The organism is Photobacterium sanctipauli, assembly GCF_003026495.1.
Classification (GTDB): domain Bacteria; phylum Pseudomonadota; class Gammaproteobacteria; order Enterobacterales; family Vibrionaceae; genus Photobacterium; species Photobacterium sanctipauli.
The window spans coordinates 227287-243510 of record NZ_PYMA01000004.1; the positions used below are offsets into that span (position 1 = coordinate 227287).

17 protein-coding genes are annotated in these 16224 nt (G+C 47.4%); 9 read left to right on the forward strand and 8 right to left on the reverse strand.

What is annotated here, in order from left to right:
• Nucleotides 1-50: 50 nt before the first annotated feature.
• The 3 genes from C9I98_RS09575 to C9I98_RS09585 all read left to right on the forward strand — a co-directional run bounded on the left by C9I98_RS09575 (nucleotide 51) and on the right by C9I98_RS09585 (nucleotide 1139).
• On the forward strand, nucleotides 51-377 hold the full coding sequence (locus C9I98_RS09575; protein WP_146153872.1) for a hypothetical protein: 327 nt from the start codon (nucleotides 51-53) through the stop codon (nucleotides 375-377).
• Nucleotides 378-386: 9 nt separating this feature from the next.
• Nucleotides 387-905, forward strand: a complete 519-nt coding sequence (locus C9I98_RS09580) for an NUDIX hydrolase (RefSeq protein WP_036828580.1) — start codon at nucleotides 387-389, stop codon at nucleotides 903-905.
• A gap of 126 nt (nucleotides 906-1031) precedes the next feature.
• Complete coding sequence (locus C9I98_RS09585) at nucleotides 1032-1139, forward strand: 3-ketoacyl-ACP reductase (RefSeq protein ID WP_107271899.1); 108 nt, start codon at nucleotides 1032-1034, stop codon at nucleotides 1137-1139.
• 42 nt (nucleotides 1140-1181) lie between these two features.
• On the opposite strand, the gene C9I98_RS09590 is transcribed toward C9I98_RS09585, so the two are convergent.
• The 7 genes from C9I98_RS09590 to C9I98_RS09620 all read right to left on the reverse strand — a co-directional run bounded on the left by C9I98_RS09590 (nucleotide 1182) and on the right by C9I98_RS09620 (nucleotide 9013).
• Nucleotides 1182-1940, reverse strand: a complete 759-nt coding sequence (locus C9I98_RS09590; RefSeq protein ID WP_107271900.1) for an SDR family oxidoreductase — start codon at nucleotides 1938-1940, stop codon at nucleotides 1182-1184.
• A 92-nt stretch (nucleotides 1941-2032) separates the two neighbouring features.
• On the reverse strand, nucleotides 2033-2935 hold the full coding sequence (gene mmsB, locus C9I98_RS09595) for a 3-hydroxyisobutyrate dehydrogenase (protein WP_036822311.1): 903 nt from the start codon (nucleotides 2933-2935) through the stop codon (nucleotides 2033-2035).
• Between the two features lie 40 nt (nucleotides 2936-2975).
• The gene (locus tag C9I98_RS09600) at nucleotides 2976-4139 is read right to left on the reverse strand and encodes an enoyl-CoA hydratase/isomerase family protein (RefSeq protein WP_036822308.1); all 1164 of its coding nucleotides are present in this window, start codon (nucleotides 4137-4139) and stop codon (nucleotides 2976-2978) included.
• A 56-nt stretch (nucleotides 4140-4195) separates the two neighbouring features.
• Nucleotides 4196-4981 (reverse strand): enoyl-CoA hydratase, encoded by a 786-nt coding sequence (locus tag C9I98_RS09605; RefSeq protein WP_036822317.1) that lies wholly within the window; start codon nucleotides 4979-4981, stop codon nucleotides 4196-4198.
• 15 nt (nucleotides 4982-4996) lie between these two features.
• The gene (locus C9I98_RS09610) at nucleotides 4997-6196 is read right to left on the reverse strand and encodes an acyl-CoA dehydrogenase family protein (RefSeq protein WP_036822305.1); all 1200 of its coding nucleotides are present in this window, start codon (nucleotides 6194-6196) and stop codon (nucleotides 4997-4999) included.
• 56 nt (nucleotides 6197-6252) lie between these two features.
• Nucleotides 6253-7761 carry a CoA-acylating methylmalonate-semialdehyde dehydrogenase gene (locus C9I98_RS09615; RefSeq protein WP_425440726.1) on the reverse strand — a complete coding sequence of 503 codons (1509 nt, stop codon included), beginning with the start codon at nucleotides 7759-7761 and terminating at the stop codon, nucleotides 6253-6255.
• Nucleotides 7754-9013 (reverse strand): thiolase family protein, encoded by a 1260-nt coding sequence (locus tag C9I98_RS09620; protein ID WP_051902112.1) that lies wholly within the window; start codon nucleotides 9011-9013, stop codon nucleotides 7754-7756. Before C9I98_RS09620 ends, C9I98_RS09615 begins: the two co-directional genes overlap by 8 nt.
• A gap of 242 nt (nucleotides 9014-9255) precedes the next feature.
• On the opposite strand from C9I98_RS09620, the gene C9I98_RS09625 reads away from it, so the two are divergent.
• The 5 genes from C9I98_RS09625 (at nucleotide 9256) to C9I98_RS09645 (ending at nucleotide 14328) form a co-directional block, all read left to right on the forward strand.
• Nucleotides 9256-9630: a MerR family transcriptional regulator gene (locus C9I98_RS09625; protein ID WP_036820602.1), complete on the forward strand. Its 375-nt coding sequence runs from the start codon at nucleotides 9256-9258 to the stop codon at nucleotides 9628-9630.
• 49 nt (nucleotides 9631-9679) lie between these two features.
• Nucleotides 9680-10849: an isovaleryl-CoA dehydrogenase gene (locus C9I98_RS09630; protein WP_036820605.1), complete on the forward strand. Its 1170-nt coding sequence runs from the start codon at nucleotides 9680-9682 to the stop codon at nucleotides 10847-10849.
• Between the two features lie 38 nt (nucleotides 10850-10887).
• Nucleotides 10888-12492: a carboxyl transferase domain-containing protein gene (locus tag C9I98_RS09635; protein ID WP_107271901.1), complete on the forward strand. Its 1605-nt coding sequence runs from the start codon at nucleotides 10888-10890 to the stop codon at nucleotides 12490-12492.
• A gap of 14 nt (nucleotides 12493-12506) precedes the next feature.
• Nucleotides 12507-13337, forward strand: coding sequence for an enoyl-CoA hydratase-related protein (locus tag C9I98_RS09640; RefSeq protein WP_107271902.1), 831 nt, complete (start codon nucleotides 12507-12509; stop codon nucleotides 13335-13337).
• A gap of 88 nt (nucleotides 13338-13425) precedes the next feature.
• Entirely contained in the window at nucleotides 13426-14328 is a 903-nt protein-coding gene (locus C9I98_RS09645; protein WP_173424693.1) for a hydroxymethylglutaryl-CoA lyase, read from the forward strand.
• 108 nt (nucleotides 14329-14436) lie between these two features.
• On the opposite strand, the gene C9I98_RS09650 is transcribed toward C9I98_RS09645, so the two are convergent.
• On the reverse strand, nucleotides 14437-14715 hold the full coding sequence (locus C9I98_RS09650; RefSeq protein WP_036825899.1) for a hypothetical protein: 279 nt from the start codon (nucleotides 14713-14715) through the stop codon (nucleotides 14437-14439).
• Nucleotides 14716-15027: 312 nt separating this feature from the next.
• Between C9I98_RS09650 and C9I98_RS09655 the strand changes: the two genes are divergently transcribed.
• Nucleotides 15028-16158, forward strand: a complete 1131-nt coding sequence (locus C9I98_RS09655) for a hypothetical protein (protein WP_107271903.1) — start codon at nucleotides 15028-15030, stop codon at nucleotides 16156-16158.
• Nucleotides 16159-16224: the final 66 nt, after the last annotated feature.

The window sequence follows — 16224 nt, forward strand, 5'->3', positions numbered from 1 at the left end:
GTATTATAAGTCTCTATGGCGTACTCGCCGTACTGAGAATGGACTTCTTTTTGTACCTAATGGGAACAGAGAGTATTCCACCCGAAAGCGCATTATATTGGCTATTGGCCCTACACGACTTGGTCATCAGCACAGTTGTATTTGGTGGTGTTATTTTCACTGCATTTAAATTAGGCGCATTAAAACAGTTTGATTGGCCTACTGTTCTCATCCTGCAACTGCCGATTACTATTGGCTTTACCTACATTATGGGCGCCCCATTTTCATTTATTCACCATTATGCTGCTCAAATGACGATGGTAACACTGCTCGTGGGCTCAGCTTTTATCTGGCTAAAATTGATAGTAGAGTCAGTCAAACAACGTGCAATCTTATAAGTAAAAGCCATGACGACAAAAACCCTATGCCAATGGAAATGCTTTTCCGTCGAGCAAAGCAGCCAAACACTTCCTGATGGTCGTAACATTGAATTCACTACCGTGCTTCATCCTGGTGCTGTGATCATTGTGCCAGTCACCGAGCAAGGCGATTTGGTCATGGTCAACCAGTATCGACCCGCAATCAAAGATTGGATCCTTGAGTTTCCTGCTGGCACATTAGAAGACAGTGAAAACATTCTTGCTTGTGCCAAACGTGAACTGGCTGAAGAGGTTCAGCTAAGGGCAGAAAGTTGGACTGAGCTGGGTGAGCTATTCCCTGTTCCTGGCTTTTGCGATGAAGTGCAATATCTCTTTTTAGCAAAATCACTCACCACGTGCCAAGGCGAGTTAGATGACGATGAGATCATCGAAGTCGTGACCCTTTCTAGCGCTGAATTTCTAGAGAAAGTCGCCCGAAATGAAATTAAAGATGCAAAAACACTCGCTGCTTATTTAAAAATACAAGCAATGGGGCTAATTAAATGAGTGCGGACATACTTTGCAACTATTTCACGCTCATCACCTAGCCAAAACACAGTCGCAATTTCATCGAGAATATGGCATCTTTGCCACCATTCTCGATGAGACGACGTTCAATAGCAGGATAAATTCATGGATAAGCTCTATTCAGTTCTAAATAAAGTTGCAGCTATCATGGCAATGCTCATGTTTGTTATTGGCGGTGGCATGGCCCTGTTTGTGATGTTTTACGGCAACTAGGCTGTCAAACCAGCCTTCTTGCCGGCCTATTTTGTATTCGCGTTACATCCGCATCCCGCCATCGATTTCTAATACCCGCCCGGTAAAGTAATCATTTTCAAAAATGTACTTCACCGCATGGGCTATCTCTTGGGCTTCTCCCATCCGACCTACCGGTATCATTTTCTGCAATCTCTCGATGGCTTCCGGCTTCATTTGGTCCGCCATGGCCGTTTCTACCACACCCGGAGCAATAGCAGCGGCTCGAATACCATATCGAGCCAACTCCTTCGCCCAACACACCGCCATCGTGGCAACCGCCGCTTTAGAAGCAGCATAATTGGTTTGGCCTATATTCCCTGCCCGTGCAACACTCGAAATATTAATAATTACGCCTTGGTTGCCATTTCGCACCATGGCAGAAGCGGCTTCACGACCACATAAAAAGGTTCCGGTCGAGTTTACTGTCATCACCGCATTAAACTGCTCGAGGGACATCTTTGAAAACTCGCCATCTTTTTGTTTAACCAGCAAGCCATCCCTCAATATGCCCGCATTATTAATTAAGCCATTAAGCTGGCCGAAGTCATCGATAATACGTTCGAACACAGATTCAACCTGCGACTCATTGGTTACATCGGCCACATAGGTATAAGCCTTGGCACTGAGCATTTGGCATTGGTTTTGGGTCTGGTTGAGCCCTTCCTCATTTAAATCAATCAGTGCGAGATCAGCGCCGGCCTGCGCAAGTGTGATCGCCATCATTTGCCCTAAACCTTGTCCCGCGCCCGTAATAGCAATGGTGCATTGTTTCAAGTCCATGATTTCCCCCTAAGCCTAGGTGTGGCTAGAAAACTGTTTGTCTCTTTTAGGCATTCCTGTCTCTATTAGCTACTGCCTGTTTCTTTTTGGTACTACTTGTTTGGCTTGCGATAAAACTCGAATAAGCTGGAAAAGTCCCGTAGCTCATTACCATCTGCGTTATGAAAGGCATATAAGTTTCTTGCCAATGTTCCCATTGGAATTGGCGACTGGCTTTGCGTTGCCGCTTCAATCCCCAAGCCCAGATCTTTCAGCATGAGTTTTGCCATGAATCCGGGTTGATAGTTATTAGAGGCTGGCGCATTCTCCATAATATCTGGGCACGGGTTATATAACTCTAATGCCCAATTACGCCCCGAGCTTTGCAGCATAATGTCCGATAGCACTTTCGGGTCCAAACCATTATCGATCCCAAGGCTCAAGGCTTCACAAGTGCCCGACATCAAGATACCTAACATCAGGTTATTACAGATTTTCGCCATTTGGCCATCACCGGCTTGTCCCGCATGGAAGATATTCTTACCGACGTGCTTAAGCACCTTCTCTGCCTGATGAAAACCGCTATCAGTACCACCAACTATAAACGTTAACGTCCCGGCCTTAGCCCCCGCCACTCCGCCGGAGACCGGCGCATCGACAAACTCCAATGCCTGTTTTTGCGCTTCGGCTGCCACCAACCGTGCAGAATCAGGGTCAATAGTGGATGAATCAATGAGGAAAGTACCTTTATCCACCATACGAAGTAACCCAATACCACCATGATGATCGCCTAAATATACGGCACGAACATGCTCACCGGCAGGCAACATAGTCAGTACGGTATCTGCCCCTTTAACAGCATCTTCGAGTGAGCTTGCGACCTGTGCTCCCAAGGGCTCTAATGCCTTTGCCGCATCTTGATTTAAGTCGAACACAGTGACCTGGCAGCCTGCTTTTAGCAAGTTGGTTGCCATCGGGTTCCCCATATTACCCAAGCCTATAAACGCAATCTTCATCGGTGTTTCTCCTCATTTCCCTACTCAAAGCACAAGTAAGCTATTCACCTAGCTCTCGTAAAGGATGCTCATAGTCATCCCATAGCGGTGTGAACATCTGATCTATCACTGACTCATCTATTGTCTCTATGGATGTGAACAACCAGTTTGGCTGTCCTGTTTTGTCGATTAGCCTCGCCCGAACCCCCTCATGGAATTCTCCCAACTCCCCACTTCGTACCGACAGGGTCAACTCAAGCCGGAAGCAATCAGCTAACGACTCATAGTGAAAATCGTTTAGCTGGCGGTAGCAAATCGCGGCTGAAATAGGGCTCCCTTCCTTTAATGTGTTCTTTGCTTGGGTTAACCATTTATCATCGCCATTCATGGTGCTGATTTGCTTGGCAACCTCACTTAACGAACCATATTGGCATGCAGACTGAATACTCGTTAGGTGCGGCAATAACTGGCTTTCTGGGTGGCAGTCCATGGCTGACTGACCCAGAGAATCCAAGACATTCGTAACAATCTGTTGTGGTTCTAACTCACCCCAATCTACTTGCTGTAACTTATTAAGTAGCAGCGACTTATGCTCAGGCAGCAAAATATGCTCGGTGAGAGATAACGCCAAAGCGTCGGTCGCGTTGACAGGCGCACCGGTCAGGCCAAGGAACAAACCCACCCCCTGTGGTAAATGATTGAGAAACCAAGTACCGCCAACATCAGGGTAAAGCCCAATACTGATTTCTGGCATGGCTAATCGTGAGCTCGGCGTTGTTACCCTGTGACTTGCGCCAACATACAAGCCAATTCCCCCACCCATGACAATACCTTCCCCCCACACAATGATGGGTTTAGGGTAAGTATGAATGAGGTAATCAGTTTGATATTCAAGGGTAAAATAGTCAGTTAAAAAGGCGATGGATTGACTAGCGGCATGTTCAGGTGAAGCTTGAGTAGACGCTGACGCGGCCCGCTTAGCTTCATCCATAACGTGGTACATAGTGCGAACATCACCCCCGGCACAAAAAGCCTTCCCTCCTTGGCCGTGTATAACTACACAAGCAATGCTGTCGTCATGTTGCCAGTGCATTAACGCTTCATTTAATTGACTGAGCATATCTAAGGTAAGCGCATTCAGCGAAGCTGGGTTATTTAACTCAGCCACCCCAACCTTATAGTCTTGTTGGCTAGCCAGTTCACTGATATTGACGTTTGCTTCCATTACATCCCCTTAACTCATCGCACCCACTGTAGTGGCTGTATTCTCGTTTTTGGTCACTACTCATTTTTCCAGTTTGGCTGACGTTTCTCTAAGAAGGCGCTCACACCTTCGGTTTGATCTTTGGTATCAAACAATTGAACAAATAGCTCTCGTTCTTGCATCAAACCATGGGTTAATGGCCCTGAACGGCAATGCTGGATAAGCTGTTTGCACGCAGCAACTGAAGATGGAGATTGATTAGCCACCGATTCAGCCATCAAGGTGGCGGTGCCAAAGCTTTGGCCTGATCCCACCACCTCTTCTACCAAACCAATCTCTAGCGCCTGTGACGCCGTCACTCTCTCGCCGCATAAAATGATGCGCTTTGCCCAGCCTTCACCCACCAGCCAAGTCAGATTTTGTGTGCCGCCCGCACAGGGTAATAAACCCACTTTAGCCTCTGGTAAGGCAAGAACGGCATGGGCTTCCGCTACACGGATATCGCAGGCCAAAGCCACTTCTAGGCCACCGCCCATTGCAAAACCGTTAATTGCGGCTATCGATACGCCGCGAAATGCTGACAGGGTTTCAAACGCAGCACCAAAGGCTTGTGCCATTTCGATTGCTACGCCTTTGTCACCACTGGCAAAGAGGTTGAGATCCGCGCCTGCAGAGAAGAACTTTTCCCCCTCACCGGTAATCACCAAGGCATAAACATCTTTATTAGCATTAAGTGAAAGCACCGTTTCTTTCAGTAGGTTCAAGCTCGATGCAGTCCAAGTATTGGCTGGCGGGTTATTCATGGTAAGAACAGCCACGTGGTTCTTAATCGTGACTTTGATTGCAGTACTTTCTATCGACATCGCCATTCACCTCACTTAAAGTAACTCGGCACCTTCGGCCAACACACGTCGAGATATAATCAACCGCATAATTTCGTTCGTGCCTTCAAGGATTTGATGCACCCTCACGTCCCTAAAGTAACGTTCCAACGGGTATTCCTTAATGTAGCCATACCCCCCATAAAGCTGTAAGGCTTTGTCACAAACCTTGAAGCCAACATCGGTTGCAAAACGCTTTGCCATTGCGCAATAAGCGGTTGCCTCGGGATCTCCCTGATCCAGTTTGAAAGCGGCATAACGCACCAGTTGCCTGGCCGCGACCAACTCCGTTGTCATGTCAGCCAGTGAAAACTGTACCGTTTGAAATGCCGACAACGGCTTACCAAACTGCTTTCGTTCGGAAACATATTGCTTGGCATTGTTTAAGGCTTGCTGGGCCGTACCTAAAGAACAACTGGCAATGTTAATCCGCCCGCCATCTAAACCTTTCATGGCAAACTTAAAACCTTCGCCTTCTTGCCCGAGCAAGTTCTCAGCAGGTATGGATACGTTACTGAATGTCACCGCTCGCGTTGGTTGGCTGTTCCAGCCCATTTTGGGCTCTTTACGGCCATAGCTGATACCGTCGGCATCAGCGGGTACGACAAAGGCACTAATCGCCTTTGCATTATTTTCCTGCGACTTGTTTTCCTTCGTATCGCTCCCTTTGACATCATTGCTGGCAGTTCGGGCCATCACAACCAGTACATCAGTATCACCGGCGCCCGAAATAAATGCTTTCGCGCCGTTCAGAATATAATGATCGCCCTGTATTACAGCCGTCGTCGTTAACGACGCGGCATCAGAGCCGGCATTCGCTTCCGTTAAACAATAGGACGCAAGCAACTCGCCCGTTACCAGCTTCGGACAATACTTATTTCGAACCGTTTCTGTCGCAAAGCTCGCTATCATCCAACTCACCATGTTGTGGATAGTCATAAAGGCCGTGGTTGAAGTACACCCCATGGCGAGCTGCTCGAAGACAATCGAAGAATCTAACCGCGCAAGCCCCAAGCCACCCGCTTCCTCGGGGACATACAAACTAAGAAAGCCCATTTCTCCTGCTTGGCGTAGCACATCTTTGGGAAAAACCTGATTCTCATCCCAATGCGCCGCATTGGGCGCAAGTTGCTCTTGTGCAAACTGCATTGCTGCTTCTGCAAAAGCGCGTTGATCTTCATTTAGCGCAAAGTCCATCTTGAATCCTCCGCATCAATTGAGTGCCAGCTTCCAATCGTGGTATTGCTGAAGTATCAGCGAAGATGAATGGTCATATTGGGACCATCAGGAATATCTTCATCAAACCAGCGCGCTGTTACTGTTTTGGTCTCAGTATAAAAACGCACCGCTTGTTTGCCGTAAGCATGCAGATCCCCATAAAAGCTACCTCGCCAGCCGGTAAACGAGAAGAAAGGAAGTGGAACAGGTATAGGCACATTGATACCTACTTGCCCAACTTGGATTTGGTGTTGATACTTACGGGCGGCAGCACCACAAGCAGTGAAGATAGAGGTACCATTACCATATGGATTGTTGTTTACCAAGGCGATGGCATCATCCAGAGTCTCCACCTCTAGACAGACTAAAACCGGGCCAAAAATTTCCTGCTGGTAAATCGACATTTCTGTCGTCACCCCACTAAAGAGTGTTGGTGCCAACCAGTTACCACCAGGGAAACCATCAACCTCACACTGGCTACCATCCAGCTCACAAGTCGCTCCTTGCTGCTTGCCTTCTTCGATTAACCTTAATACTCGTTGCTTGGCTTGAGGACTAATAAGCGGGCCGTAAGCGGCTTCTGCATTATCGGGACTACCCGGTTTTACTTTCGCCATTGCCACTTTTAATTCAGGGATAATGGCTTTTGCATCCCCAACTAACACGGCAACCGAAATTGCCATACAACGTTGACCAGCTGCTCCCACAGACGAACCAACCAGATTGTTGATCACCTGCGCTTTATTGGCATCCGGCATAACAACCATGTGGTTCTTCGCGCCGGCAAAGGCTTGAACTCGCTTAAAGTGGTGGGTACCCGTTTGGTAGATATACTGAGCGACAGGGACGGAGCCAACAAATGAGATGGTGCGAATGTCAGGATGTGACAGCAGATAATCAACCTGCTCTTTGCCACCATGAACAATTTGCAGCACGCCTTTCGGTGCCCCTGCTTGTTCAAACAACTCAGCCAGTCGCATTGCAGTGAGTGGCACTTGTTCTGAAGGCTTCAAAATAAAGGTATTGCCTGCCGCAATCGCCATTGGGAACATCCACAGTGGGATCATGGCAGGAAAATTAAACGGGGTAATACCACAGCAAACCCCCAAAGGTTGGATCAGCGAGTAGCTATCAATATCCGAAGCCACATTCTCAACGGTCTCCCCCATCATTAAGCTTGAAATATTCGCCGCTTGCTCAACAACTTCGATTCCTCGCCATACATCACCTTTGGCATCTGCCAAATTCTTACCGGTCTCACTCGATAACAATGTTGCCAATTCATCATGATGCTCTTTCAATAAATGCTGGTACTTGAGCATCAACCTAGCTCGCTCTGGGGTCGGCACCTCTTTCCAGCACTGAAACATCAACTTGGCACTGGCTATTGCTTCTGCCATTTCTGAGTCCAAGGTCACGGGGGCCTTGGCAATCACAGCATTTGTGGCTGGGTTCGTTACTTCAATCCAATCATTTGTATTAGATTGCTTAAACTCGCCGTCAATATATAACGGTATTTGATCTGGCACGTTCTGGTTAATCATCATCGCCCCCATCAAGTTCAGAAAATGATGCTTTTTCAGAAACAGGCACTTCAATTGCCATGGCTGTGGCCTCTCCACCGCCGATGCACAAGGCGGCAATCCCCTTGACGGGCTTAGCGGTATGCTTCTGTAAACGGTTCAACCGATGGATCAAGGTCACCAGGATCCTCGCACCTGTCGCACCAATAGGATGGCCGAGCGCGCATGCACCACCATCGGTGTTCACCCTTTCAGGCATGAGACCAAGCTGCTTAATGGCCAGTTGAGTGACCACGGCAAATGCCTCATTAATTTCCCAACTATCGACATCCCCCGTTGACCAGCCAAGCTCATCAAGCAGGGTTTGAATCGCAAACGCAGGCGCAATAGTGAATTCATCGGGACGTCTTGCGTGGGTCGTATGGCCCTTGATAATGGCAAGCGGAGATAACCCTTCTTTTCGAGCAGAGTCAGCATCCATCAACATTAAAGCTGCCGCGCCATCTGAAATAGCACTGGAATTAGCAGCAGTGACCGAACCATTGGCGGAAAAAGCAGGCTTTAGATGAGAAATTTTGCTGAGATTGATTTCAGGGGGAAGCTCATCACTGTTGATGCAAATGGATTGATTGCCACCCGAGCCACGGCCTTTGGAAGGCAAGTTAACCGGGGTGATCTCCTCTTTGAACCAACCCAATTCCTGCGCAGCCAATGCACGCTCTGCCGACATGATCGCCCATTTATCCATGCTATGGCGGGTCACCTTCTCTCTATCTGCTATCGCCTGGGCATATACGCCCATTAACTTGCCTTCATAGGCATCTTCAAGGCCGTCAATAAACATATGATCATAACTGGTGTTATGACCTAATCGCTGTCCTGCCCTTGCCTGTTTTTGCAAATACGGCGCATTGGTCATGCTTTCCATTCCCCCAGCAATGACCACATGATTTCGATTAAGCAAGATTGAGTCATAGGCCAGCATCACCGCTTTCATGCCCGACCCACACACCTTATTTAAGGTGGTACAGCCGATATTCACGGGTAGCCCAGCCCCAAGTGCAGCTTGCCTTGCCGGTGCTTGACCACAGCCGGCTGACAACACATTCCCCATATAAACTTCATCAACAATATCGGCAGTGGTATCTGTTCGCTTCAACGTACCCGCAATGGCAATACTGCCTAATTCCGGTGCAGTTAATGATGAAAAGTGCCCTTGGAATCGTCCTATTGGTGTTCTGCTTGCAGCAACTACCCACACTTCTTTACTCATTCATTTGCCCTCATCTTATAGCGAGCACATCAACCAACCACTCTCGCTCGATTTCTTGACGTTTACGTAAGCATAGCACTAACATTTACGTAAACGTTAAGAAACAAAATACACACAAGTGTCAACCTAATTATCCAGTGATATTGAAGTAGTTTGAGACAGCAGCGAGCACATTATCTCGTGTCATTCACCGGGTAAGTTGTTGGTCTACCACAGTCGTTTGACGTACAAGGCGGTGAAACGTGGAGACATTCAAAATCAGCGAACTGGCAAAAGAATTTGATATCACCACCCGCAGTATTCGATTTTATGAAGATGTCGGATTACTCCAGCCAGAGCGCAAAGGTAACACCCGTGTTTATCAACGGCGGGATAAAATCAGGCTCAAGTTGATTTTAAGAGGTAAGCGGCTGGGTTTTTCGTTGGCAGAAATTCGTGAATTATTCGAGCTATACGATACCCACCAAAGCACCATACAGCTAACAAAAATGCTGGCGATTATCGACAGCAAACAAGCGGTATTGCAGCGTCAACTTGAAGACATCAATGTGGTCATGAACGAGTTAAGGCTTGCTAAAGATCGATGCCAGCAAGCCCTTAATAATAACGGCCAGTAAGCGAATTCAAACTTAGTTGTCCGATCGGGCAACAGGTATGGGAGCAGCCATGAAAGATATGTTCACCTCATTCAATTTCGGGCTTGGCGAAACCATCGACATGCTTCGAGAACAAGTTAATCACTTTGCTGATAACACCATTGCCCCACTTGCTACGCAAATCGATCAAGATAACCAATTCCCCAACCAACTTTGGCCACAATTGGGCGAAATGGGGTTACTCGGTGTCACTATCAGTGAAGAGTATGGTGGTGCCGATATGGGGTATCTTGCCCATGTTGTCGCCATGGAGGAGATCAGTCGCGCCTCAGCCTCCGTAGGCTTAAGTTACGGTGCCCACTCCAACCTTTGTGTTAATCAAATTTACCGCCATGGCACTGCCGAGCAAAAAACCAAATATTTACCGAAACTCGTTTCCGGCGAGCACATCGGTGCGCTAGCCATGAGTGAGCCTAATGCCGGCTCCGACGTTGTCAATATGCAGTTACGCGCCGAAGATAATGGCGATCACTTTATCCTCAACGGCAGCAAGATGTGGATCACCAACGGCCCTGATGCCCATACCATTGTGGTTTACGCCAAGACCGCGCCCGATCAAGGCTCACATGGCATATCCGCCTTTATTATCGAGCGTGATTTCCCCGGCTTTAGCCATGCCCAGAAACTCGACAAACTGGGAATGCGTGGCTCAAACACGTGCGAGTTAGTGTTTGAAAACTGCCAAGTACCGCATGATAGCCTACTCGGTGAGCTTAACCGCGGCGTCAATGTGCTTATGAGTGGTTTAGATTACGAGCGCATCGTACTTGCCGCTGGCCCATTGGGTATTATGCGCGCCTGCCTCGATTTGGTGGTGCCTTATATTCATGACCGCAAGCAATTTGGCCGATCCATCGGCGAGTTCCAACTCGTCCAAGGTAAAGTGGCAGACATGTATACCCGCACCAATGCCGCCAGAGCCTATGTCTATGCCGTCGCTAGCGCTTGTGACCGGGGTGAAGCCACCCGTAAAGACGCCGCAGGCGCCATTCTTTACGCTGCCGAACTTGCCACCCAACTTTCTCTCGATGCCATTCAGTTACTTGGCGGCAACGGCTATATCAACGAGTTTCCGGCAGGCCGCTTACTACGGGATGCCAAACTGTATGAAATTGGCGCTGGAACCTCAGAGATCCGCCGGATGCTCATCGGCCGAGAACTCTTTGATGAATCAAAATAAACATTGTTAGGTGTATTTACATCAAGGAAGGATAGCGAATGGCAATCATCAAATCTGCAATAAACCGTGATGACAAGTATTACCAAGATAACTATCGCGATATGGCAGCGCTGGTGGATGAGTTCCAGACCCATGTCGCCAAGCTCGTTCAAGGCGGTGGTACTGATGCCATCAACAAACAAAAAAAGAAAGGCAAGCTACCTGTTAGAACACGGATAGATAGCCTGCTTGATGCCGAGTCCACCTTTTTGGAGATTGGTCAGTTTGCAGCTTGGCATGTTTATGACGACGACATCCCATGTGCTGGTGTAGTGGCGGGAATTGGCCGTGTAGAAGGCATCGACTGCATGATCATCGCCAATGATCCTGCCGTTAAAGGTGGCACCTATTACCCGCTCACGGTGAAAAAGCATTTGCGCGCACAAGAAATTGCAGAACGTTGCCACCTACCTTGCCTGTATTTGGTTGACTCTGGGGGCGCCAACCTTCCGCACCAAGCGGAAGTCTTTCCTGATCGGGATCACTTCGGCCGGATCTTTTTCAATCAGGCCCGTATGTCGGCCAAAGGCATTCCCCAAATTGCCGTGGTGCTCGGTTCCTGTACGGCAGGTGGTGCTTATGTACCCGCAATGGCCGATGTTTCAATCATCGTAAAAGAGCAAGGCACTATCTTCTTGGCCGGCCCCCCCTTGGTAAAAGCCGCCACGGGTGAAATTGTGACAGCCGAAGAACTGGGCGGCGCCTATGTGCATTGCAAAACGTCAGGTGTTGCCGACTATTATGCCCACGATGAAGCCCATGCTTTAGAGCTAACCAAGCAAGCAGTGAGTAACTGCGGGCTAGCGCCTATTGCAGGTATAAAGAAAACAAGCCCTGCTCCAAGCTACCCGGCTGATGAGCTTTTCGGCATTGTCGGTACCGACCTACGCAAGCCCATCAACATCAAAGAAGTCATCGCACGCATTGTCGATAACTCTGAGTTTGATGAGTTCAAAGCCCTATACGGTTCAACCTTGGTTTGCGGCTTTGCCAAGCTCTATGGACAACAGATTGGCATTGTAGCGAACAATGGGATTCTCTTTCCTGAATCAGCCCAAAAAGGCGCCCACTTCATCGAGCTTTGCGCAAAACGAAAAATCCCGCTCTTATTCTTACAAAACATCACCGGCTTTATGGTGGGAAAAAAGATGGAGTCTGAAGGCATCGCGAAACATGGTGCCAAAATGGTGATGGCAGTGGCCTGCGCCGATGTACCTAAATTTACGGTCATCGTTGGCGGCTCGTATGGTGCAGGCAATTATGGCATGTGTGGCCGAGCTTATGATCCCACCATGATTTGGATGTGGCCTAATGCCCGCATTTCCGTTATGGGTGGCGAACAGGCAGCTGGCGTACTCGCCCAAGTAACAAAAGACAATAAAGCACGATTGGGTGAAAACTGGAGCGACGAAGAAGAGCATGCATTTAAACAACCCATCCGTGATTTATATGAGCAACAAGGGTCGCCGTACTATGCCAGTGCGCGATTATGGGATGACGGGATTATCGACCCCCGCCAGACACGCGAGATCGTCGGCCAAGCACTGATGGCCTCGCTACGAGCGCCAATCGAAGACAGCACCTTTGGTATTTTCAGAATGTGAATGCGAGTAAGAAAATGACCGAGAAAGCACAGCAAAATACATCACAAAAAGCACAACACAATGATGACGTTGTCTTTGAGCTAGATAAACGCGGAATCGCAACACTCACATTAAACCGCCCGCAAAAACGTAACGCCTTCAACGCCGAGTGTATAAGTTTATTACGTGAACACCTAGCCCAACTCACCAACACACCGGGCATTAGGGGGTTGGTTCTGAAGGCCAATGGTGAGTTTTTTAGTGCCGGTGCCGACTTGGCTTGGATGCAAGCAATGGTCAACAAGTCGATGGACGAAAACATTGCTGACGCCGAGCAACTCGCTGGCTTATTGCGTGATCTCGACACCTTTCCCCATCCCACCATTGCAATTGTACAAGGTAGCGCCTTTGGAGGCGCCCTCGGATTAATTTGCTGCTGCGACATTGTCATTGCACAGAAAGGCTGTGAATTTAGCTTCAGCGAAGTCAAACTCGGGCTTGTTCCTGCCACCATCGCCCCTTATGCGGTTAGGGCTATCGGGCAGCGGCAAGCTCGTCGCTTCATGCTAACTGCTGAAAAATTTGATAGCGCAACAGCCCAACAGTTGGGAATGGTACATGTACTAACGCAAGACAGCGTTGGCCTGCACGAGCAACATCAACGCTATATTGGGTTGTTACTTTCAAACGCTCCAACCGCCACTGCAATCACGAAACAACTGTGTAAGGACTGTGACCCGCTGCCTGAAAGGCTATATCGCTACACATCCGAACTTATTGCCAGGGTCAGAACCTCACCCGAAGGGCAAGAAGGACTCAAAGCTTTCCTGAATAAGCAAAAGCCATCATGGATAGACCATGGCTAAGCCTCAGGCAATGAAAAGATAAATAAACCGGTAAACAATGGGATACTCAACAGGACAAAGACTGATGACTAAAATCACTGTTTCAGATATTCAGTTACCAGATAAAGTCTCTATTTTTGAAGTCGGTGCTCGGGATGGGCTGCAGAATGAGCCAACAATAGAAACATCCCATAAAATCGCCTTTATTGATGCCCTGTCTCAAACAGGTCTTCGCCACATCGAAGCCGGCGCTTTTGTGTCGCCCAAACGTGTACCGCAAATGGCTGACTCGTCAAAGGTCTTAGAACAAATTAATCGCCTCACTAATATCAGCTATTCCGCTTTAACGCCCAATATTCAAGGTTTTGAGCTAGCGTTACAGGCCGAGGTCAATGAAATTGCTATCTTTGGCTCAGCGTCAGAAGGCTTTAGCCAACGAAATATTAATTGTTCTATTACTGAAAGTCTTAAACGTTTTGATGCTGTTATGGCGTTAGCAAAGTGCCATGACATACCTGTTAGAGGTTATCTCTCTTGTATCTGCGACTGCCCTTATGATGGCCCGACAAAACCAGAACAAGTTGCTGCTGTTGCCAATGATCTTATTGATATGGGCTGTTATGAAGTCTCGCTGGGTGACACCATAGGCACCGGTACTCCGTTACGCATAGCCAAAGTGATAGAAGCGATTGGAAAAAACATTGAGCAAGAACGGGTTGCAGTGCACTTTCACAATACATGGGGACAGGCGCTTGCCAATATTTATCAAGCATTAACCATGGGAATCTCGACGATAGACAGCAGTACTGCTGGACTGGGAGGATGCCCTTATGCCAAAGGGGCTAGCGGTAATGTCGCAACGGAAGATGTGCTCTATCTCTGCCATCAATTGGGCATTGAGACAGGGGTGAATATTGAAGCCGTCGCTAAAGCGGGTTGGCAAATTTGCCAACAATTAAATAAAACACCTCATTCCAATGTCTCCCTCGCCTTATTAGCTAAACAAAATTAAATCGAGAAGGGTTAGACTCTGCGAAGAGCCAGAAAAAAGGGTTCGATTCTCAAGAGTAAGGAGATAGGAGCATACGTCTAACAGAATCAAACCCAACGGTGAATTTAATTAGCACTCGCTACGTAAAAAGCGTTGCTCGGCCTCCAACTCATTTACCGCACGCCATAATTTTTGTTCTCGCTCATGGTGCTTATCTTGGTGGGGCGAAATACTTTCGACCTTCAATTGATCGTTAGGACCAATATACTGTTCAGCATGACCATCAAATAAGGTTCTAAACTCCTCCAGCGTTGGAAGTCGGTTGTTACTCTCCTCAAAGTTTTCAAAAATATCATGAACAGTTAAAGAGATGTCACGCTTGATTCCATCATAATCTGAGTTATCCATTACAGTACTCCATCTTTCTAGTCATGCATGTTTGATAATAAATACAAAACAAGTGTAGTTGAAAAAATGAGACCACAAGTTTGGTCATTTACCACTACCAAACGGCGATAATCAGCAATAAGGCCTTGTTTTGCATGATCATTAAAGAAGAATCGTCTAATGGAATAGACTATTCCACCTAAAAATAAGTTCATTTTTTAGAATGAGATCTCATTTTGGTAATCTCAGTAAATATCCCCCAAGCATTAATAACTCACTCTATAATTAAATTTAATAACTAAATGCTAAGTGATTGTAGGTATAGGGGGAATAATGACTATTTCACTATACTCAACCACTCACTCTTCATACTTTATAGCCCTACTAAAAACTCCGTTTGTTATATTTCCATTATTATTATCTTACATTTTACCTGCTGCTGAATTTGACACGCTCAGCAGTTATAAACAAAGCCCTTTTTCTGTTTACACGGATAATAGTAACCCCGACTCACCCATATACGCGGATGACGACGAAGACGAAACCGCCTTCCAAGAGTGGATTGACGAAACACAGGGCTCTATATCAGAGACTATTCATGACTACGGAACATCTTTTGATCACTTCATGGCCAATAAAGGCGATGAGAAATCAATGCAAAACCGTAGCTACTTAAAAATTAAGTTCAAGCCACGGTACACCCATCGGGAATACTTCGAAGGCGACGCCAGTGTAAAACTCAAAATTGACCTCCCCCATACAGAAAAAAGGTGGAAGCTGGTCTTAGAAACCGACCCTGATGATTTTGACCGACTAGAAGATAAAGAGCGTGGGATCAGTAATGCCAATGATGATAGCTTTTCTGGTGCCGTCGGTGCTGTTCGCCTGCAAGATAGACAATGGGGAAAGTGGAAAGCTGACTTTGATGCTGGGCTAGCAATTAAACTACCATTAGACCCGTTCACCCGAGCCAATGTAAATCGCGTCGATAAAATTAGCCGCCACTGGACAACACGGATCAAACAGGAAATCTTTTATTATCACTCAGAAGGACCCGGCTCACTCACCTCTCTCAATTTCTACTTTGCGACACCAGAAGCCGATACCACCATTTTAAAACTTAGCTCAAGCGCCCAGTTCCTTGATGATGACGATAATTGGGAGTTTGTATACCAGGCGGAAATTTTTGATCGGGTCGATCAAGACAACCTTTTCCAATACTCATTAGGTATCAGTGCCGACTCAAGGCCCAGTTACTCAGTCACCAACTCGTGGGTTTCAGTGAGTTGGAAGCATCGACTATACAAAGATTGGCTATACATGAGTGTCACCCCAGAATTCGACTTCCAAGACGAATTCAATTACAAAATTAACCCCGGTATCATGCTTGAATTCGAACTGTTCTTCACCGCTGAGGGCGGTATTGACCGGCTGGCAAGAAAGATTCCAAAACCCACGTTCTAAGGGGCTAATTCAGTTTGCTTAAAGATCCTATTTCCAATACGAAAACAGGCTAAGGTTACCCTTAGC